We start from the raw sequence: 20,640 nt of genomic DNA on the forward strand, positions 1-20,640 counted from the left end.
TAGTTTAATGCGTTATAGGTAATTTTATAGTTACTTTTGCCGATTATTATTCCTGTTTTTCGTGCTGTAAGGTGCTTACTTTTAAGAAGTTATTTGCTCCGCTCCAACAATCCGTGCCTTCCAACCGCGATTGTCTAACTATTAAAAACATAGCGCATGAAAACACGTGTACAACTGCATTGGCAGCTCCTGCTGCTGGTCGTATTCCTGTCCGGCACTTTTACCGCCTACGGGCAGGGGAGGTCCGACCAAAGAGCCATTCCACAGGCGGCTCTCAACCACATTCAGAAAAACAAGAAGCAGCTCGAATTAGAAGACGAGGACGTAGCTGACCTCGAGCTGGCCAGTGAATCTGAAAGCCCTAAAAGCGGCATGAAGCACCTATACATCAAGCAACTCTACAGAGGGATTGAAGTGCATGGCGCCATAACCAACATCAGCATGAGCAAGGAGGGCCGCGTGCTCACCATGGGCAACCGCATGCAGAAGCAGGTGGGCAAGCGGGCGAAGTCAGACCAGCCGGGACTGGATGCAGCCGGCGCCGTGGCCGCTGCCGCCCAGCACTTAGGTATAGCCATGAAAGAGCCGCTAACGGTGCAGGAGCGCGGCAATGGCCGTAACAGAGCCGTTACCTTCTCCAAAGCAGGCATTTCATTGGAGCCTATACCTGCCAGGCTGGTCTACCAGCCCATGGAAGACGGCAGCCTGCGCCTGGCCTGGGAAGTGTCTATCTATGAACTGGACGCCCAGAACTGGTGGAACATCCGGCTCGATGCCACGACAGGCGCTGTGCTCGACAAAGACAACATGGTGGTGCACTGCCAGTTTGAGAATGATGGACCGGGTGGCAGGTTCCTGCACGAAGAACACAACCACAGCACGGCATCGCCTTATGTAGCGGCACCACAGGCAAGCATCGTGCGGGTTTCCAACGCCTACAACGTATTTGCCATGCCGGTAGAGAGCCCCGGCCATGGCCCGCGTTCCATCGTGAGCACCTCTGCCGCCAACCAGCTGGCTTCGCCACAGGGCTGGCACACCGAAACCAGAACACGTGGCAACAACGTGTACTCCTACGAAGACCCAAACAATAATAACAGCTGGAGCACCAACTACAGCCCCGACGGTGGGCCGGAGTTTAGCTTCGACTTCCCGATCGACTTCACCAAACAGCCGGTAACGAATCGCGACGCGGCCATCACCAACCTTTTTTACTGGAACAATGTGGTGCACGACGTATGGTACCAGTACGGTTTCGACGAGGCCAGCGGTAACTTCCAGCTCAACAACTATGGCAAAGGCGGATCGCAGGGTGACCCGGTGCTGGCAGAAGCACAGGACAACCGCAACGGCACTTCCCGCAATAACGCTAACTTCTCCACGCCAGCCGACGGCTTCGCGCCCCGCATGCAGATGTACCTGTGGAGCAGCCCGCCTGACCCTGACATGGTATCCGTTACTTCACCGTCCTCAGTGGCCGGCAGCTATCCGGCAACAGAAGCGGCATGGGCCCGAAAACTCACCTCTGACCCTGTAGTGGGCAAACTGGTAGTAGGGCAAGGCACGTCCGCTGTACCGCAGGAAGGTTGTGGCGTGCTGTCTAACACGGCAGCGATTGCCGGTAACATCGCCGTGGCGTATAGAGGGAACTGTCCGTTTACAGAGAAAGTGGAAGCTGCTCAACTGGCAGGCGCTATTGCTGTAGTCGTGATCAACAATGCCCCAGGCGATCCGATTGCAATGGGAGGGACACCCACCATGCCAATTACTATACCTGCTGTGATGATCAGCCAGGAGGCGGGTGCGCTCCTCAGAGCCCGACTGGATGCAGGTGAAGACGTAATCGTTCGCCTGAAGGACGATGGCAGACCGGAAATTGACGGTGATTTCGACAATGGCATCATCGTCCACGAGTATGGACACGGCATCTCCAACCGCCTGACAGGTGGCCGCACGATTGTGAATTGCCTGAACAACGCTGAGCAGATGGGCGAGGGCTGGAGCGACTGGTTCGGCCTGATGATGACCATGAAGCCGGGTGACACAGGTGCCAAGGTAAGAGGCATCGGTACGTATGCCAAAGGCCAGCCAACTGACGGCATGGGCATTCGTCCTGCGCCATATTCTACAGACTTCGCAGTGAATTCACACACCTATTCCTCTACCAACAACCCAGCTATCAGTCAGCCGCACGGTGTCGGTTTTGTATGGTCTACGATGCTGTGGGATATGACCTGGGCCATGATCGACAAGTATGGTTTCGATGCGGACCTCTACAATGGCAAAGGTGGCAACAACATGGCCATGCAACTGGTGATCGATGGCTTGAAACTGCAGGCCTGCCGCCCTGGTTTTGTGGACGGTCGTGATGCCATCCTGCTGGCGGACCGTCAGAACTACGAGGGCGCCAACCAGGAATTGATCTGGAAAGTGTTTGCCAGAAGGGGCCTCGGCTACAGTGCAAAACAAGGACTGAGCACCAATCGCTTTGACCAGGTAGAGGCCTATGATCTGCCCGAAACTTATGCTTGTACTACGCCACTTACCCTGGAGGCCGTTGCTACTTCCAATGTATACACAGGAGGCATTGCATCAAACCTATACCTGGGTTACGGTCCGCAGAATGCACGTCTGCAGGCAGGCGGCGATGCTGACAACGAATATACCTGGAGCGGGGCAGCAGGCCTGAGTGCGACGACAGGTGCCAGCGTAACCTTCACACCAAAGGCGGCCGGTACTTATACCTTCACGGTGCGTGCCGTTAACGGCGATGGCTGCATCAAGCATCAGTCGATCACGATTACGGTAGTGGACGTACGCTGCGGCGATGGCAAGAAACAAGACAAAATACTGGTATGTGTAGACGGGGTGGCAGAGTGTGTGGCTCCGAATGCAGTGCCATACCTGCTGACAGCTGCCAAGGGAACGCTGGGTAGCTGCGGACTGGCTGCTACAACCACTGCAACTGCCAAAGCGGAGATCAGCGCTGAGAGAATGGCGCTTCGTGCCGTACCAAACCCATTCGGTGCCAAAACGGACATCGGCTTTACACTGACGAAGGACGGCACTTACACACTTGAGGTACTGGACATGCGTGGGTCTGTGGTGACTGTGCTGGCACAAGACACAGGCAGAGCGGGAGAGCATAAAACGTATCAGTTCGAGAAAGGCAAACTGGCAAATGGCCTTTACATTGCCAGACTGGTAACGGACGAAGGCGTGTCCTTTATCCGAATTGTGATGCAAAAATAATGCGTGCTTAACTTACCTAACAGGGCAAGGCCGGTGATTCACTCCACCGGCCTTTGCTTTTTGCAAGACTCTATGGTGAAGGTATAGCCGATGTCTATACCTGCTTCTGCTCCTATACCTATACCTATTGCCGGGTATGTAGGCCAGTACCCAAGCACTGTTTCTAATCTTCTACCACCTCGCTGTAGCACCAGCACAACCATTCATCATTACTCATTAATAATTCTTCATTATTCACTCCTAGCGTACCGCTTCGTAGCCGCCCGGTATACCTTTTTTGGAGAGCACAAACTGCCACAACTGGTTGTTGCGGGCCCGGAAAGATCCTGCGCTGGAAAGCAGGTAGTAATTCCACATGCGGTAGAAACGCTCCCCGTATTCTCCCTGCAGCTCGGGCCAGTGCTGGTTGAAATTCTGGTGCCAGGCTAGCAATGTGCGGTCGTAGTCAGGCCCGAAGTTGTGGAGATCCTCCACCACAAAGACATGCTCCATGGCGGCGGTGAGCTGTCGCAGCGAGGGAATCAGGCAGTTCGGGAAAATGTACTTATCAATGAAGGGGTCGGGTGAGGTTTTAGAAAAGTTGACGCCGATGGTATGCAGCAGGAACAACCCCTCGTCTTTGAGGCAGCGGGCAGCCGTTTGCATGTAGGTGCGGTGGTTGCGGTAGCCCACATGCTCGGCCATCCCGATCGACACGACGTGGTCAAACTGCTCGCGCACATCGCGGTAGTCCTGCAATCTGATCTCGATGGGCAGTCCTTTGCAAAGCGCACGGGCCAGCGCTGCCTGCTCCCTGGAAACGGTTATACCTACGATCTCCACGCCATACCTTTCAGCCGCATACCTGGCAAAGCTTCCCCAGCCACAGCCAATGTCGAGCACCCGTTGCCCGGGCTGCAGCCGAAGCTTGCGGCAGACGAGGTCGAGCTTGTGTTCCTGGGCCTGGTCCAGGTTGTCGGCGTTTTTCCAGTAGGCGCAGCTGTAGGCCAGGCGCCCGTCGAGCATGCGCTGGTAGAGGCCATTGCCGATGTCGTAGTGGCGCTGGGCATTGCGGGCCGCCTTGCCTTTGGGTTGTAGGTTGATTACTTTGGCCAGCAGCACCTCCAGCACAGTGCGCCACCCGAACCGGGCATTTCTGTACAAGTCTGCCCGTATGGCTTTATTCACAAACTCGTCTATCCGGTCGCAGTCCCACCAGCCGTCCATGTACGACTCGCCCAGCCCAAGTGAGCCCTGGCTGAGCACCCGTTTATAGAAGCGAGTGTCATGCACCTGCAGGTCCCAGGGGTTAGTGCCATTGACATTGATGCCAGCTGTTGCCAACATGTCAGACACTTGCTGCTCCAGACTGTTTTTTGCCATGGTCGTGTGGGCGTCTAAAAAGATAGAGGAAGCTCTATGTTTTCATTTTAACGACTGCCATTCACATAGGTTTTTCTTGCAGGTATAGCAATTGGGGTTGTATAGTGCCTTGACAGCCAGTGGTTAATGAAAAAGGTGTTCCGCACGAGTGGCTGGTCCTTAACTCCGATTCGCAGAAGGGAAACTAAACAGTGGAGGTAAGATGTTTTATAGACAGCTAACTGATAGGAATATGCCCGAAAAAGTGTAGTTTTGTGGCATACTTCTTGAAGTATAACGCGTAAGAATACAACGTTCTTTAACTTATGGGGTAGACTGGAATTGACAGCTTGTGCAGATTGCGTGTAAGCATGTCGGGTGATGAACGTACCACCTGTTAAAAATCCGTTCAAACAATAAATGGCGAATCTAACTACGCCATGGCTGCTTAATCTAGGTATTAAGCACTAGCCATAGTCTCGTGCAGGTTTCGTGAATCTGCTTGCACATCAGAGGCTTCGACTCGATTGACTAGTCTGTGTAAGGGTGCGGTGCACAGGCGAAATAACGCATCTAAGGAGTGCGCATAAGTTTGACTTATACTTGCAAGCTCCCGACAATCCGAATAAGTCTAAGCATGTAGAAAGCCCGTCGATTTCCTTGTCTGGACCAGGGTTCGAATCCCTGCTACTCCACATTTTTCTAAATTAAAGCGCTGTAAACTAATTGTTTGCAGCGCTTTTTTGTTTTCTTCGGACATATATCGGACAATTTTAAAAACCATAGGCTTTAATCATTTCGCGTATTTCCTTTGGATCGTGTCCTTTTGCTTCAAATTGTTTCACTACCTTATCTGCCAATCCATCTTTTGTTAGTTGTACAGGGGGCTCCTTGTGATCAGCATTAAGCGAATGTTGGGTTGTATTAGCATTTTGCTTAACTTTTTCATCTGGCCATGAAAAGATATCGGCAAAAGGATCCTTAGCGTCCTCTTTATACTCACGATATATTTTTATAAATGTATAGACAATACCTGATATTATGATAAATATTACCATAGAAAAGACAATCCAGGCATTCTTATTTCCCTTATACATCTCATAAAGGAAAAACCCTACCGTCATTAAGACAGATCCAAGCCAAAACATGATAAAGTATATTGCTACTATAGCTATTAGCCATTCCCAGGCCTTTTTAAAAATCATTCTGTGATTCATTGGCTATCTGATCTTAAGGCTTTTGAAGTAAGATTTGTACCTTCCTGTGCCACTCTGCCTGTTGCTGTTTGTTCGTCCCATGGGAAGTTTCTACGTCATATTGTTTCGTCATTTCTACAAAAGCTGCATCTAGACTATAGTAAAGGGTTGCTACACTGTTGCGATCACAGGCATTTGGAAGTTTGGCTAACTCAGTTCTTAACTTTCGGGCATGCAACTCAGCTATATCAAAATGAAGTTGCTCGTGGGCCAGTACCTCGGGACTTTGTAACTCTGGTATAGTCCATGAGTTTGATTGTTCAAACTCAGTATAGACTTCATGATCTGCTTTCCCATTTTCGCAGCCGTAGCTTAAACTAATGGCTATCCTGCTACGTGCCGCATCTGCCTCACCTTGCTTTTTTAAGTTTATCACGGTGTAAGTTGTTTCCTTTTCAACTTTGCCTTTAAAATCCTGCCAAGTAAGTTTTCGGCTCTTGCTCCAGGTAATAATCCTATCATCCTGTGCATTACATAGCACAGGAAGGCATATGGCAGCCGCAAGGAGAATGCTGCATAGTAGGTTATTGTTCATGTAAATAGATTGCTTGTGTAATAATAGGTAGAAGAAGAAAGTTAGCTGCCACCTTACCTAGGGTTCAGCAAATATAATAACATTGGATACACATATGATACCAGATGCGTAAAAATAGTATGTGATTTTTGAAGGGTGAAGAATCCTTCAGGCATACAAGCATTTGGCATCCATTTACGCAGGTTAAGAGAAGCACATGGAATGAGTCAGCAAGAACTGGCCTACGCTGCAGATGTGTCCAAATTGACCATCCAGCGTACGGAAAATGCTAAATATTCTGTGACGCTGGATGTACTTGTATCACTTGCAAAGGGATTGAGAGTCTCTTTACCTGAGCTTTTGGATTTTGAACTGCCTGAAGAGTCTGTTTAACATTGATGAATAGCTTTTGCTTGCAAGTTCTTTTGCTTTATTAATCAATAGCTTTTCTAGCCAGGGCTTGCTCTTATGATTACTTTTGAGTGAAGCACTGTAAGCAACTGTTGGATACAGCTATAGCTTGCCACTAGTTAATGCTTCCAACTCAGCAACTCTTTTCTTTGCCTCTTTCATTTGGGTTTCATAATAATCCCGAAACTCTTCTAAATCCCTTATCTGGCGTCTGAAACTATTGAGCCACACCTGGCAGTCAGGGCAGAACTGCGCTTCAATATCGAACTTTGGGTTATCCAGCTTTTCCTTGATGCGTGGCAATATGATGGTGTTCAAGGTGCCTTCACATGTATGTCTATCTATGCCTAAGCCGTTTGTTTTTACATTAAATCCAAAGCCAGCATACACGGCTTTATATTCTCTGATGTAGTGTATTTCACGTTCTGTCAGCAGAGACTTATCACAGTATTCCAGCACACTGAACTCCAAATGTAAATCCATATGCTCCTGCGCATACTCTTTCAATAGCAGGTTAATGTGATCCCATCTTAAAATGTGATTCTTATGGTAGGTGTAGCGCACAAATAAGTCTACTGTTGAACCGATATATACACGGCTATCGATTGAACTGGAAATCTTGTACACGCCGCTGGCGTTCTTGTACTCATCTGGTACGGTAAATTTCATAGGAATATTGGGTTTAGGTGATGATTCTACTGTTCACATGCTTATGTTATTTGCTCTCTGTAAGAGAGCAGCCGAGCAAATGTAGAAACTTAAACACAGCACGCATGCTGTCTACGTTAAAAAATTTTATAGTGTTTTTGCTTAATGGAAAGTTCTAGCGAAACATCATTTCTGAAAGCATTCGGGCACCACCTAAAGCGCCTGCGCCAGGAGCGAGGTCTTACCCAGGCGAACCTTGCTTTTGAAGCAGGTTTATCAGAATCGCAGGTGCAGCGCATAGAGTATGGCAATCATAACTTCACGATCATGACGCTTATTTCTCTAGCTAAGGCGCTGGAACTCCATCCAAGCCAGCTACTTGTTTTCTTTCCTGAAATCGTACCACCAGCTAAATAATAGCAACTATTGCTGCCAGATAATGCACCTATAGCTAACCTCTTCTAGTACTAAATTTTATAGTAATGCATTTATCTTTTTATCATTTCTTTACAGCTTTTGCAACCAAGCTTTAGCAGTGGCTTTGCTATAATATTCGCTTAACAAGATATTTATTTGCTAACCATTTTAGTTTTGTTTAGTATTGCTAATATTATTAGCTTTAAAACTATGAGATTAGCAACACTGGAATATATAAACCACCCCCCCTTACTGGAGCTATACAGGATCCAAGGGCTGGATCTCCTAGACGTACCATTTTATGTTTCTTACATCTCAGCGGGCTTTCCTTCTCCAGCTGACGATTACCTAGATGATAGTATCAACCTGAGTGATTACCTTGTGCGCAACCCTTCTGCCACCTTTGTGATGCGGGTGCGGGGAAACTCCATGATCGACGCTAACATTCGAGACGGCGCAGTGCTGGTGGTGGACCGTTCCGTGAAGCCTGCAGATGGACTCATTGCCGCCTGTTACCTGGACGGTGCTTTTACGGTGAAGACCATTCGCCTGCGCGAAGGAAAGCTGTACCTGGAAGCTGCCAATGCGGCTTATCCTGACATTGAAGTTGCAGAAGAAATGGAGATGCGCGTGTTTGGAATTGTAACCTATATAATCCACCAGGCTTCCAAACGATGACTTCGCTATTTGCCTTAGTTGACTGCAATAACTTTTATGCGTCGTGTGAGCGGGTGTTTGATCCTTCCCTGAATGGCAGGCCCATTGTGGTGCTTAGCAACAACGATGGATGCGTGATTGCCCGCTCCAATGAAGCCAAGGCTTTAGGGATAGCGATGGGCGAGCCTGCCTTTAAAATGCGTGATATGATCGAGCAACACGACGTGCAGGTATTCAGCAGCAACTACACGCTCTACGGGGATATGTCCAAGCGCGTGATGAATGCACTGGCCACATTCACGCCCAGCATTGAAGTTTACTCCATTGACGAAGCATTCCTTGATTTAGGGGATTTTTACCAAGTGGATCTGACTGCCTATTGCCGCCAGATGCGAAACACAGTATGGCGCTGGACGGGCATTCCTGTTTCGGTGGGCGTAGCGCCTACAAAGACGCTGGCAAAGTTAGCCAATCGACTGGCTAAGAAATCGGCTAAAGCAAACGGGGTACTGGTACTAACAGATTCCAAACATTTGGAAGAAGCACTGAAGCGAACCGAAGTAGGGGATGTATGGGGCGTGGGTCGCAAGTATGCTAAAAAGCTAGCTTACTATGGTATTCATTCTGCCTGGGATTTGCGCCATGCCTCTGATGCCTTTGTTAAAAAGCATATGACCGTTGTTGGCCTGCGTGTGGTTAAGGAGCTGCGTGGGGAGCCTTGTGCGGATCTGGAACAAACGATACCTGCCAAGCAGAACATCTGCACATCGCGCTCCTTTGGCCATCCTGTGACAACGTTTTCTGAGATACAGGAAGCCACTACACTATATGCATCCCGCTGCGCTGAAAAGCTGCGCAAACAGCACTGCTGCGCAGGAGCTTTAACGGTATTTGTGATGACCAATCCCTTTGCTACTGGAGAACAGTACTACAACAGCAAAACCATCCAGCTGCCTGTTGCGACCAATAGTACCCTTGAAATGGTGCAATATGCCAGCCTGGCGTTAAGAAGTATTTACCGTGAAGGCTATCGTTACAAGAAAAGCGGAGTCATTGTTAGTGGGATCTGTCCTGCCAATCAAGTGCAGGGGGATCTGCTTGATCCGGTGGATCGGGAAAAGCACCAGCATCTGATGCAGGCGCTAGATAAACTGAACCAGAAACTGGGCCGCGATGTACTATTCTGCGGCTCTCAAGGAACAGGTAAAGAATGGAAGCTGAAGCGTGAAAAACTATCGCCCTACTACACCACCCGTCTTTCTGATGTAGTGGAAGTATTTGTTTAAGAAACTTTTAGAAGACATAGCTTTTATATCAGGCAGGTGCTTTTCCAGCAGCTTGGCTGCTTTTGGGCTGCCTTTCGTTTTAGGTAAGACAGTGTATCTTCCACACATAGTTAGTAATGGTTATGATCTGTGCTATCAATTTAAGGTTGTGAGCAGATTATAGCTACTTCGATTTTGCAGGCTCTCAGCAACTTAACTTCATAACTATAGGCCCATAAAAGTTTAAACTTGCACCCAGTATATAAATTTCACTATCTTGTTATATCTTGTAAGATTTAGCATTTCTATACCTATACCTAAGTACCTTTTATACCTACCCGCTTACCCATGTCTGAAGACCATAAACAGCAACTGAAACAACAACTCTGGAACATTGCCAACACCTTGCGCGGCAAGATGGATGCTGACGAGTTCCGGGACTATATATTGGGCTTTATCTTTTACAAATACCTGTCGGAGAAGATGGAGCTGTACGCCAACAAGATTCTGGCAGAAGACGGCATTAAGTACCACGACATAAACGAAAGCACCGAAGTAGGGCAGGAGATGCTTGAAGCGATAAAGGAGGATGCCCTTTCCAGCCTGGGTTACTTCCTGAAGCCGACCGAGCTGTTTAGCGAGATTGCCCGCAAAGGCAACTCCAACAGCAGGGAGGAAGGCGCGAGCAACTTTATACTGGATGAGCTGACGCTGGTGCTCAAGCACATTGAGCAGAGCACCATGGGCACCGAGAGCGAAGATGACTTCAACAAGCTCTTCGAGGACCTGGACCTGACTTCCACCAAGCTGGGCCGCACCGAAGCCGCCAAGAACGATTTGATAGCCAAAGTGCTGGGCCACCTGGATAAGATCGACTTTAAGCTGGAAGACACCGAAGCCGATGTGCTGGGTGATGCCTACGAATACCTGATCGGGCAGTTTGCGAGTGGCGCAGGCAAGAAGGCCGGTGAGTTCTACACTCCGCAGGAGGTATCTAAAGTGCTGGCCAAGCTGGTGACTACTGGTAAGACCAAGCTGAAATCGGTGTACGACCCAACCTGCGGCTCGGGCTCTTTGCTGTTACGCGTGGCTAAGGAAGTAGACGAAGTATCTAACTTTTACGGGCAGGAGCTCAACCGCACCACCTACAACCTGGCCCGCATGAACATGATCCTGCACGATGTGCACTTTCAGAAGTTCGACATACGGCAGGAAGACACGCTAGAGCACCCGCAGCATCTGGAGCAGCGCTTCGAAGCTATCGTGGCCAACCCGCCGTTTTCGGCTAACTGGAGCGCTAGCCCGCTGCATTTGTCCGACGACCGCTTCAGCCAGTACGGCAAGCTGGCTCCGAGCTCTAAAGCCGATTTTGCCTTTGTGCAGCACATGGTGCACCACCTGGCCGATAACGGAACGATGGCAGTGGTGTTGCCACATGGCGTGCTGTTCAGGGGAGCAGCCGAAGGGCACATCCGCCAGTACCTGATCGAGGACCGCAACTACCTGGATGCCGTGATCGGTTTACCGGCTAACATCTTCTATGGCACCAGCATTCCTACCTGTATTCTGGTGTTTAAGAAATGCCGCGAGCAGAACGACAATATCCTGTTTATAGATGCCAGTCAGTATTACGAGAAGGGAACAAACCAATATTTCCTGCGCGACTCCGATATTGAGAAGATCATCACTACCTACCGTGAGCGTAAACCAGAACCTAAGTATAGCCATGTGGCCCGCCTGCAGGAAATACGCGACAACGACTACAACCTGAATATACCACGCTACGTGGACACCTTTGAAGAGGAAGAAGCCATAGACCTGAATGAAGTAGCCGTTGCCCTTGGTAAGCTGGAAGACGAGATGCAAAGCACCGATCAAACTATAGCTGCGTTTTGCGATGAGCTGGGTATAGCTAAACCGTTTTAACTATGGAAGCAACAGTAGAAATAACAGCAACCGTGAAAAACGTGCCTGCGATTCGCTTTCCGGAGTTTGAAGGAAGGTGGGCTTTAAAGAGATTTGGTACTATAGTAAAGCGTGTATCTGAACCTGTAAAGGTTAAACCAGATACATTATATCAACAGATAGGTATCAGGTCACATGGAAAAGGTTTGTTTCATAAGGAGTTTGTAGATGGTAAAACTTTAGGAAATAAGCGTGTCTTTTGGGTAAAGGAAGATGCCCTTATTGTAAATATAGTTTTTGCATGGGAGCAAGCTGTAGCTAAAACAACTTCAGGTGAAATAGGGATGATTGCTTCACATAGATTCCCTATGTATATGCCAGTAAATAATCAGTCAGATATAAACTATCTTCTATACTTCTTCCTTACAAAAAAGGGAAAATTCTTATTAGAGCTTGCTTCTCCGGGTGGAGCAGGAAGAAACAAAACATTAGGTCAGAAAGAGTTTGAAAATCTAAAGTTTGCTATACCTACTCTTTCCGAACAGAAAAAGATAGCTTCTTTCTTAACTATAGTTGACTATAAAGTACAGCAGTTGAGAAAGAAGAAGGAATTGTTGGAGAAGTATAAAAAAGGGGTGATGCAACAAATTTTCTCACAGCAGATCCGCTTCAAGGACGATAACGGCAATGAATTTCCGGAGTGGGAAGAGAAGAAGTTGGTAGAGCTTTGCGATGTAGCAAAAAGCGGTGGTACTCCTACATCAACGAAAAAGGAATATTATGATGGAGACATACCATTTTTGTCAATAAGTGATATGACTGCTCAAGGTAAATATCTTGAATATACATCTAATCAAATTTCTCAATTGGGTTTGAAAAACTCATCAGCTTGGATAATTCCTGTCAATACAATTATTTATTCAATGTATGCATCTGTAGGTTTTGTTTCTATCAGCAAAATACCGCTAGCTACGTCTCAAGCTGTTCTAAATCTTATCATCAACAAAGAATACAATACTGAATTTGTATATTATTCACTAGTTAAAATTCAGGAAAGTATAGCGAAGTTTATCACAACTGGTACACAAGGTAACTTAAATGCACAAACTGTTAAGGGGTTTCTATTAAAGATGCCGAGTATTGAGGAACAAACCAAAATTGTCAACTTTCTATCATCCATCGATAACAAACTAAACTACACTTCTAAACAACTGAAGCAGGCGCAGCAATTCAAGAAAGGCATGCTACAGCAGCTGTTTGTGTAATGATGGTAAGTGCAGAAAAACTAGGCTATCTATTGGCTGACACCAAAAGGATAATTGCTCACCAAAAGGAGGTGGCGGGGTTGCGTGGCGAAACATTCAATGTTTTTTCTATCCTGAAGATGGAGCGCCTGGAGAACAGTACCCATTCCGCTTTCATAACAGAGCTTTTAAATCCAGACGGAACGCACCTGAAGGGCAACATCTTTTTAAAGCTTTTCCTGGAAACACTCGACGAGGTTACGCTAACGCTCGACTTAGTTACTGCTAAAGCAAAGCCAGAACACCATATAGGTGGCCGTGATATAGATGCAAAGTCAGGTGGTAGGATTGATATTTATATCTCTGATGATTTTAATAATTGCATCTCCATTGAGAACAAGATAGATGCCGGAGACCAGGAAGCACAGATTGAACGCTATTGCAACCATAATAAGGGTAAAAATACAGTGTTATACCTGACCTTACACGGTTCGGAGCCATCTATAGGTAGTAAAGGAACTTTAGAGTCTGGTGCAGATTTTCATAACATATCATACCGCAAACACATCCTTGTGTGGCTGGATATGTGTTTAAAAGAAGCGGCTGATTCACCAATCCTTCGCGAAACCATCAAGCAATACAAGATCCTTATTCAAAAGCTTACAGCAACTATGGCTGAAAAACAAACACAGCAACTAATCAACCTGATGCTCTCGCATTATAAAGAGGCAGAATATATCGCTGCAAACTTTAATAGGGTTACTATAGAATTAAGGGAAGAAATAAGGCAAAGTGTGATTAAAAAGCTACAGGAACACGTTGGAGTTAATTATACTATAACCGCTCAGAATGCTTTTAATAATCCTTATACACTTATTTGGATAAAGCTAAAAGGCATGGAGGATAAACCAATATTCTTTATTGTAGAGACTTTTAGTGGATTACCAAAAGGGCATTTTGGTGGTGCCTTATTTGTTGGTACTGTTGATGTGAGTAAAGACGAAAGTGAGTTTATGAGAAATAATGATCACCATATTCACAGATGGTATAACGCACATAAGTTAAACGATTTTGAGCAGTATGAGCTGAAGCTTAGCAATTCAGATTTACTACAAAAAATCAATTCTAATAGTAATTTCAAAAATAATCTTGTAGATCACATTGTAAGTGAAATAGAAGCATATTTAGCAAAAGAAACTGATAAGGTGCGGTTTTACCTAAACAAGCTGAGCTAATGGGAACACAACCGGAGCAGGTACTCGAAGACAACCTGGTAAAGCAGCTGCAGGGGCTGGGCTATAGTTACGTAACTATAAAAGACGAGCAGGCCCTGCTAGCCAACCTGAAAACCCAGCTGGAAAAGCACAACCAGGTATCCCTGACCGAAAAGGAATTTGAACGCATACTGAACCACCTGAACAAAGGCAATGTGTTCGACCGCGCCAAAGTGCTCCGCGATAAAATGCAGCTCACCAAGGACGACGGCACGAGCGTGTACCTGGAGTTTCTGCAGCAGGAACACTGGTGCAAGAACCTGTTCCAGGTAACCCAGCAGGTAACGATAGATGGCACCTACAAAAACCGCTACGACGTAACGCTGCTGGTAAACGGCCTGCCGTTGGTGCAGATCGAGTTGAAGCGCCGCGGCCTGGAGCTGAAAGAAGCCTTTAACCAGGTGAACCGCTACCACCGCCATTCCTTCGGGGCATCGCATGGCTTGTTCCAGTACGTGCAGCTGTTTGTGATCAGCAACGGCGTCAACACCAAGTACTACGCCAACAATAAAAAGCAGAATTTTAAACAAACCTTCTACTGGGCCGATACCAACAACAAGCTCATCACCCAGCTCGAAGCCTTTACCAAAGCGTTCCTGGAGCCCTGCCACCTGGCCAAAATGGTAACCAAGTATATTGTGCTGAGCGAGACGCACAAGATCCTGATGGTGCTCAGGCCCTACCAGTACTACGCCACCGAAGCTATCATCGAGCGTGTAAAGAACTCGGATAAGAACGGCTACATCTGGCACACCACTGGCTCGGGCAAAACGCTCACATCCTTTAAGGCTAGCCAACTGCTCATGCAGTTGCCCAAGGTGCACAAAGTCGTGTTTGTAGTAGACCGCAAGGACCTAGATTACCAGACCACCAAAGAGTTCAACAGCTTTTCGGCAGGCAGCATCGACGGCACCGACGACACCCGCGCCTTGGTTGGTCAACTCTCCGGCGATACCAAACTCATCGTTACCACTATACAGAAACTGAACAACGCCATCGGCAGCGCCCGTTTTTCCGGCAAGCTTGAGCATTTACGGGAAGAACGCGTGGTGTTTATTTTTGACGAGTGCCACCGCAGCCAGTTCGGCGAGACGCACAACCGCATCAAGAGCTTCTTTGCCAAAGCCCAACTATTCGGCTTTACCGGCACGCCTATCTTTGCCGAGAACGTGATCAAAAACGATTTGGGCAAGCGCACCACTAGAGATTTGTTCGACGAGTGCCTACACAAGTACCTGATCACCGATGCCATCAAAGACGAAAACGTGCTCAAGTTTTCTGTAGAGTACGTGGGCAGGTACAGGGAGAAGGCAGGCAGCAATACGGAGATAGACATAGAAGTAGAAGACATCGACACCAAAGAGCTGCTGGAAGCCCCGCAGCGCCTGGAAAAGATCGTGGACTACATTATTGAGCACCACCCGCGCAAAACGCACGGCAAAGAGTTTACCGGCATGTTCTGCGTGAGCAGCGTGGATGTGCTGATCCGCTATTACGAACTGTTCCAGAAGCGCAAAGCCGAAGGCAAGCACAACCTGAAAATTGCCACCATCTTCAGCTATACCGCCAACGAAGAAGACAAAGGCGCTACCGGCGACTACATGCTGGAAGACGAAGAAATTGCCGTAGCCGCAGAACCAACTATAGCTTATACTGCCAATAGCCACACCCGTGAGAAACTGGACGCATTTATAGTTGACTATAATACGCTATTCAATACCAAGTTCTCGACCAAAGACAGCCAGTCGTTCTACAACTACTACAACGACATCTCGAAGCGGGTAAAGAATAAGGAAATAGACCTGTTGCTGGTCGTGAACATGTACCTGACCGGCTTTGACTCGCCGCCACTCAGTACGCTCTACGTAGACAAGAACCTGAAATACCACGGCCTGATACAAGCCTACAGCCGCACCAACAGGCTTTATACAGAGCAGAAATCGCAGGGCAATATTGTGGTCTTCCGTAACCTGAAACAAGCCACCGACGATGCCATTGCACTTTTCTCGAACAAGGATGCCAAAGACATTATCCTGGTAGAACCTTACGAGGACTATGTTACCAAATTCAACATTGCTTTTGGCGAACTGCTGAAGATAGCACCCACCGTAGGCAGCGTAGACAGCCTGCCCAGCGAGGAAGAAGAGCTGACGTTTGTGAAAGCCTTCCGGGAGTTGATGCGCATCAAGAACGTGCTCACCACCTTCGCCGACTTCAGCTTTGCTAACCTGGCCATGTCGGAACAAAGCTTCGAAGACTACAAGAGCAAGTACCTCGATCTGTACGACAAGGTAAAGACAGACACCGCCAAAGAGAAAGAATCTATACTCAATGACGTGGACTTCGAGCTGGAGCTGATTCACCGCGACGAAATTAACGTCTCCTACATCCTGAAATTGCTGGCCAAGCTCAACAGCGCTAAACCGGAAGACAAGGAGAAGCAGAAAAAGCAGATCATCGACATCCTGACTGGCGAGACCACACTTCGCAGCAAACGTGAGCTCATTCGCAAGTTCATAGAAGAGAACCTGCCCCACATAGAAGACGCTGACGACGTGCCTGAAGCCTTCGAAAGCTTCTGGCAGCGCGAGCAGATAGCCGCCTTCGAGAAGATGAGCAAAGAAGAACAGCTAGACCCGGTTAAGTTACAAGCCGTGCTTGGCAACTACCTGTTCACTGAGCGCACACCGCTCCGCGAAGAGGTACTTGACATGCTACCTGCCAAGCCAAAACTTCTGGAACGTAAGCCCATTGCCGAGCGGATAACAGCTAAGATGCTGACCTTTGTAGAGACGTTTATTAATGGGATTGGAGCAAGAGTGTAAAGCCTGTGTTTTTCTACTCTGGAAAGGGATCATATTGTTTTGAGGAGCAGGCTACGAGGTGATGAACGCACTCATGCAGTCCCCTGAAAAAAAATTAAAAATAGATACTTGGGTTTCAGGAGCTTGTTTATAAAGGGTGGGGGTAGCAGGGGCAAATGGAAACGATTTTGGTCAGACTGGGTGGGTCTGTTTTGTATAGGCGCAATCTTTTTTTAGCGGATGCTATAGGCTCATACCTTCCAGTATTGTAAAGAAAAGTGAATCGGAAGTCTTTGTTGAAATGTTCCTTCTGGCATGTTTACAGTAAAGGAGTTATGAGCCAACCCTTAGACCAACTCTGCTAGTATTCGCTTCACCTTCATCACGGTGTTTGGTGACACAGAACACAGCTTGGCGATCTCCCTAACAGAGCATCGGCCTTCCCTAAGATATTCAGCTACTTTCCTGTTCTCTTCCAGTAATTTGGCTGCAGACTTCACTGTGCCTTTAGGCCTGGCAATATGCTTGCCCTGGCGCTTGGCTTCCTGCTGACCCGAAATAATGCGCTCCACCAGCGATTCCCGCTCCATCTGCGCTAGGTCTGCCAGTATGCCCAGTACCATCATAGTCACAGAATCTTTCCTGCGTTGTTTATCTAAGGACTTAAGATTGCGGTTTACTACATGCGTGCAGACGCCTAGCTCAGCCAGTTCCAGAATGATTTGGCGGACATCCATGTTATCCCTGCCTAGTCTGGACAGCTCCAGGCAAATAACTTCCGAAATCTCCTTCTTTCTGGCCAGTTCAAATATCTCCTCCATTCCTGGGCGCTCATACTTGTTACGGGTACCTGATACAGTCTCACAAGAAGTATAGACCACTTCAAAACTATGACGCTTGGCGTAGTCGTTAAGTTCGGTTACTTGTCGGTCGGTGTTCTGCCTAGAGGTAGAGACACGGGTGTAAAGGGCAGCTTTCATCTTCTAGTTTTGTAGGGGTGAAACATAGTGTGCTGCAAATATAGTAATTGTGTTATAAAAAGCTACTGCTTTATTTGATACAGTTGCTGCCCTTTAAATATTTGATTGGTGATGGATGAAGGCAGCTTTATCAAAGCAGACTTATTTTGATACAGTACCTAATCTAGTACCAGATCAAATCACTTCTCCATGCATGCATTTTTAGCAGTAGCTTCATCATTTTCTTATATCCTGTAATATCCTATAAACAAACCATCAGGCATTATCATATTTACAGGATTAAATAGGTCAATTACTCAGCTAAGACAGCATTTGATATTTCTGAGTGGCAGCTACTAATTGTTACTCCTAAGCTACATATTAGATTCTAGGGTGGTCAAGACCTCCTTTCTACCAATCATTACTTGGCAGGTCATATCCATATGTAGCAGTATATTTATTCAAATAAGTTAAAAATGTAGAAAATTCATCTTCGTGATCTGCAGCTAGAAAATAAGAAACTACTTTTTTGATAGGACTTTTAGTCGTTGATGAAATGACTTCATCGATGTAGGCTGTAAAGCTGGCTAGAATCTCTCTCTCATCAAACCTTTCAAACAACTTGTATAGCCTAAACTTATCATTATTAGTGAATGCAAGTTTTGTCAAGGGCTTTCCCCTTTTGCCTTTAAGATTATGCAACGCTACTCTTTGACTATAGAGCTCATTTAATAGCTGCTGGTGCTCAATTGATTTTTCTAATTGACGCGTTTCTTCCTCTTGTATACTTCTCAATTTCTGCTGGTCATTCTCATTCTGTATAGCTTTTGCCTCAGCTGAGTTTATGTTACTTTCAGCAGTATCTAAATCCAAAAAGGGGCCGCTGTCCGAAAATTCTTTTTCGGATAGCAGTCCCTTCTTTTCTTCTATTATATCTTCTTCACTATTCTTATAGTATTCTTTATGCTTGCTTTTTTCAGGCAGTTGTTTGTTGAAAAAGGTAAGTAGTTTGTCTTTTTCGGATAACTTATAAATCAATGGAAGGTGCTCCAGTACCCTGTTTTTATTTACCTGGAAGTGGTGTTGTTTGGGCATACCCTTGGTCGTGAAACTGATTATGCCTAGTTCGGAAAACCTACTAAGAATGGTGTCTAGCCTTGCCTTCTTGATGAATGTTTCTTCACAAATCCGCCTGATGGAATAGTAAAACTCATTGTATTTCTTAAATGAGTTTGCCTTGACCATGAACCATTCAAACACAACGATTTCTTGCAAATCGAAATAGCCGCTATAGTTTTTTTGAAGATGTATTATGTTCACAGCTAATGGATAAAAACCTGTAGGTTTCTTAGATAGTTGCTGACTCATTTTGTCAAGATCTAGAAATCAGTGGATGCCTTTGCTGAAGCTATCAAATCATCCTTCTTAAAATATAGTTTTCGACCTGAGCTATAGTATTTGAGCTCGCCGCTTTTCATCCTATTTCTAATCGTTGACTTGCTGCAGTCCATAAACACGGCAGCTTGCTTAAGATTGAGAAACTGTTCATTTGGCTCAATTGGAGATGGCGACTGATTTGGGATAGCTTCTTTTACAGCCTCTTTAATAACCGGAATGATTAAGCTCAGAAATGACTTTATTGCTTTACCTACTGTGCTTTCAGCTATTTGCTGTATTTGATGTTCTGTATGTTCAGCATTAGATGTTTGATTATCTACACGCCTTCTCGTTGCTTTCTGCATACTCTTACTTATTGTACTGTTTCGTATATGATATTTTCAGAATCACTTTAAAATTGGTGATTTGCTGCTGAATGATTATACAAATTTGAATAATAATAAGATTCCTTATGTCTAAAGAGTTATATTCTGCTGATTCTTATCAAACAACAAAAAGGATTGTCGCCTCAAAAGAGCGTTCATGTTTATTTTCCAAAAAATTAAGTTATTTTATATTTTAAGGACAGGCTAATTGAATGTGGCGTGACGATGTAATTTGACTTATAGAATAAATGTAAACACTTTGTTTGCTACCTATTTTATGTTTTGTTAATCATGTTAAAATGAAAAATACTTAATAAAGTACAAGTAATCAATATGGTAAGTGGCTTTCCTTTGTTGATTAATAAAGTTTTAAAATAGGACTTTATAGCTTCGCCGCTGCCACCTGTGCATACAACTCCTTCCAGTTTGGTCTGTATTTGGCCAGCACTGCCTACAACTCCTTATTGTAGTCCCTTACTTTGGTATAGCACAGCTCATGCACGATCAGGCAATCGATAAGCTGGTGACATCGCAGTTGAAGGTAAGCTGATTGCTCGCTGTACAACTGGCCCAGGGCTTCTCCATTTTAGGCACCTTTATATCAGTGTAAATAAGCCCTGTCAGCTTCTCTAATTTATTTAAACGTGGTAAACTGCTTATCTTTTGATTTAGCTCAGTAAAAGGCCTCTAATACATCCAGAATGGAAGATTGTGCGACCAAACCAAGGTCAATAATAATCCCTAACTGGAAGTGGTTAGACTGAATGTTTACACACTGCTGATCGGAACTGTATACCACCTCAGCATCATGGCTCTTGCCCAAGTTGAGGATGCGGGATCTCTTGTTGCTTAGCTCAAGCTTAATGTGTTGCACAATTAGTTTTACCACCCCTCTTGGTGTATAAAATTCGCCTCCTTTCTTATCAACAT

Annotated in this window: 18 protein-coding genes and 1 other RNA gene; 10 read left to right on the top strand and 9 right to left on the bottom strand. The window is 46.2% G+C overall.

Going from position 1 to position 20,640, the window contains the following annotated elements:
- The first annotated feature begins 156 nt into the window (after positions 1–156).
- A complete protein-coding gene (locus Q4E40_RS18205) occupies positions 157–3,252 on the top strand; it encodes a T9SS-dependent M36 family metallopeptidase (RefSeq protein ID WP_303414182.1) in 3,096 nt (1,031 codons plus the stop codon).
- Between the two features lie 240 nt (positions 3,253–3,492).
- On the opposite strand, the gene cfa is transcribed toward Q4E40_RS18205, so the two are convergent.
- Complete coding sequence (gene cfa / locus Q4E40_RS18210; RefSeq protein ID WP_303414184.1) at positions 3,493–4,614, bottom strand: cyclopropane fatty acyl phospholipid synthase; 1,122 nt, start codon at positions 4,612–4,614, stop codon at positions 3,493–3,495.
- A gap of 307 nt (positions 4,615–4,921) precedes the next feature.
- Between cfa and ssrA the strand changes: the two genes are divergently transcribed.
- Positions 4,922–5,291: a transfer-messenger RNA gene (ssrA, locus tag Q4E40_RS18215) on the top strand.
- 75 nt (positions 5,292–5,366) lie between these two features.
- On the opposite strand, the gene Q4E40_RS18220 is transcribed toward ssrA, so the two are convergent.
- Together Q4E40_RS18220 and Q4E40_RS18225 are read right to left on the bottom strand one after the other, a co-directional pair.
- Positions 5,367–5,810, bottom strand: a complete 444-nt coding sequence (locus Q4E40_RS18220; RefSeq protein ID WP_303414186.1) for a hypothetical protein — start codon at positions 5,808–5,810, stop codon at positions 5,367–5,369.
- 13 nt (positions 5,811–5,823) lie between these two features.
- Entirely contained in the window at positions 5,824–6,384 is a 561-nt protein-coding gene (locus Q4E40_RS18225) for a DUF922 domain-containing protein (RefSeq protein WP_303414188.1), read from the bottom strand.
- A 135-nt stretch (positions 6,385–6,519) separates the two neighbouring features.
- Between Q4E40_RS18225 and Q4E40_RS18230 the strand changes: the two genes are divergently transcribed.
- Complete coding sequence (locus Q4E40_RS18230) at positions 6,520–6,756, top strand: helix-turn-helix domain-containing protein (protein WP_303414190.1); 237 nt, start codon at positions 6,520–6,522, stop codon at positions 6,754–6,756.
- Positions 6,757–6,876: 120 nt separating this feature from the next.
- Here Q4E40_RS18230 and Q4E40_RS18235 read toward each other — a convergent pair whose 3' ends face one another.
- Positions 6,877–7,443 carry a GIY-YIG nuclease family protein gene (locus tag Q4E40_RS18235; protein WP_303414192.1) on the bottom strand — a complete coding sequence of 189 codons (567 nt, stop codon included), beginning with the start codon at positions 7,441–7,443 and terminating at the stop codon, positions 6,877–6,879.
- 144 nt (positions 7,444–7,587) lie between these two features.
- On the opposite strand from Q4E40_RS18235, the gene Q4E40_RS18240 reads away from it, so the two are divergent.
- The 7 genes from Q4E40_RS18240 (at position 7,588) to Q4E40_RS18270 (ending at position 17,009) form a co-directional block, all read left to right on the top strand.
- Positions 7,588–7,839, top strand: a complete 252-nt coding sequence (locus Q4E40_RS18240; RefSeq protein ID WP_303414194.1) for a helix-turn-helix domain-containing protein — start codon at positions 7,588–7,590, stop codon at positions 7,837–7,839.
- A gap of 210 nt (positions 7,840–8,049) precedes the next feature.
- Complete coding sequence (locus tag Q4E40_RS18245; RefSeq protein WP_303414196.1) at positions 8,050–8,517, top strand: LexA family protein; 468 nt, start codon at positions 8,050–8,052, stop codon at positions 8,515–8,517.
- Positions 8,514–9,782 (top strand): Y-family DNA polymerase, encoded by a 1,269-nt coding sequence (locus tag Q4E40_RS18250; RefSeq protein ID WP_303414198.1) that lies wholly within the window; start codon positions 8,514–8,516, stop codon positions 9,780–9,782. Before Q4E40_RS18245 ends, Q4E40_RS18250 begins: the two co-directional genes overlap by 4 nt.
- Before the next feature lie 327 nt (positions 9,783–10,109).
- Positions 10,110–11,687, top strand: coding sequence for a type I restriction-modification system subunit M (locus Q4E40_RS18255; protein ID WP_303414200.1), 1,578 nt, complete (start codon positions 10,110–10,112; stop codon positions 11,685–11,687).
- A gap of 2 nt (positions 11,688–11,689) precedes the next feature.
- Positions 11,690–12,931, top strand: coding sequence for a restriction endonuclease subunit S (locus tag Q4E40_RS18260; protein WP_303414201.1), 1,242 nt, complete (start codon positions 11,690–11,692; stop codon positions 12,929–12,931).
- Positions 12,931–14,145 carry a PDDEXK-like family protein gene (locus Q4E40_RS18265; RefSeq protein ID WP_303414203.1) on the top strand — a complete coding sequence of 405 codons (1,215 nt, stop codon included), beginning with the start codon at positions 12,931–12,933 and terminating at the stop codon, positions 14,143–14,145. Before Q4E40_RS18260 ends, Q4E40_RS18265 begins: the two co-directional genes overlap by 1 nt.
- A complete protein-coding gene (locus Q4E40_RS18270; protein ID WP_303414205.1) occupies positions 14,145–17,009 on the top strand; it encodes a type I restriction endonuclease subunit R in 2,865 nt (954 codons plus the stop codon). Before Q4E40_RS18265 ends, Q4E40_RS18270 begins: the two co-directional genes overlap by 1 nt.
- 326 nt (positions 17,010–17,335) lie before the next feature.
- Here Q4E40_RS18270 and Q4E40_RS18275 read toward each other — a convergent pair whose 3' ends face one another.
- The 5 genes from Q4E40_RS18275 to Q4E40_RS18290 all read right to left on the bottom strand — a co-directional run bounded on the left by Q4E40_RS18275 (position 17,336) and on the right by Q4E40_RS18290 (position 20,584).
- Positions 17,336–17,968: a recombinase family protein gene (locus tag Q4E40_RS18275; protein ID WP_303414207.1), complete on the bottom strand. Its 633-nt coding sequence runs from the start codon at positions 17,966–17,968 to the stop codon at positions 17,336–17,338.
- Positions 17,969–18,358: 390 nt separating this feature from the next.
- On the bottom strand, positions 18,359–19,315 hold the full coding sequence (locus Q4E40_RS18280) for a hypothetical protein (protein WP_303414209.1): 957 nt from the start codon (positions 19,313–19,315) through the stop codon (positions 18,359–18,361).
- An 11-nt stretch (positions 19,316–19,326) separates the two neighbouring features.
- Positions 19,327–19,689 carry a helix-turn-helix domain-containing protein gene (locus tag Q4E40_RS18285; RefSeq protein WP_303414211.1) on the bottom strand — a complete coding sequence of 121 codons (363 nt, stop codon included), beginning with the start codon at positions 19,687–19,689 and terminating at the stop codon, positions 19,327–19,329.
- Positions 19,690–20,214: 525 nt separating this feature from the next.
- Complete coding sequence (locus Q4E40_RS20435; protein WP_368411181.1) at positions 20,215–20,370, bottom strand: YgjP-like metallopeptidase domain-containing protein; 156 nt, start codon at positions 20,368–20,370, stop codon at positions 20,215–20,217.
- A 13-nt stretch (positions 20,371–20,383) separates the two neighbouring features.
- Positions 20,384–20,584 (bottom strand): hypothetical protein, encoded by a 201-nt coding sequence (locus tag Q4E40_RS18290; RefSeq protein ID WP_303414213.1) that lies wholly within the window; start codon positions 20,582–20,584, stop codon positions 20,384–20,386.
- Between the last annotated feature and the right edge of the window lie 56 nt (positions 20,585–20,640).

The sequence above is a fragment of the Pontibacter coccineus genome, from assembly GCF_030546575.1.
Classification (GTDB): Bacteria; Bacteroidota; Bacteroidia; order Cytophagales; family Hymenobacteraceae; genus Pontibacter; species Pontibacter coccineus.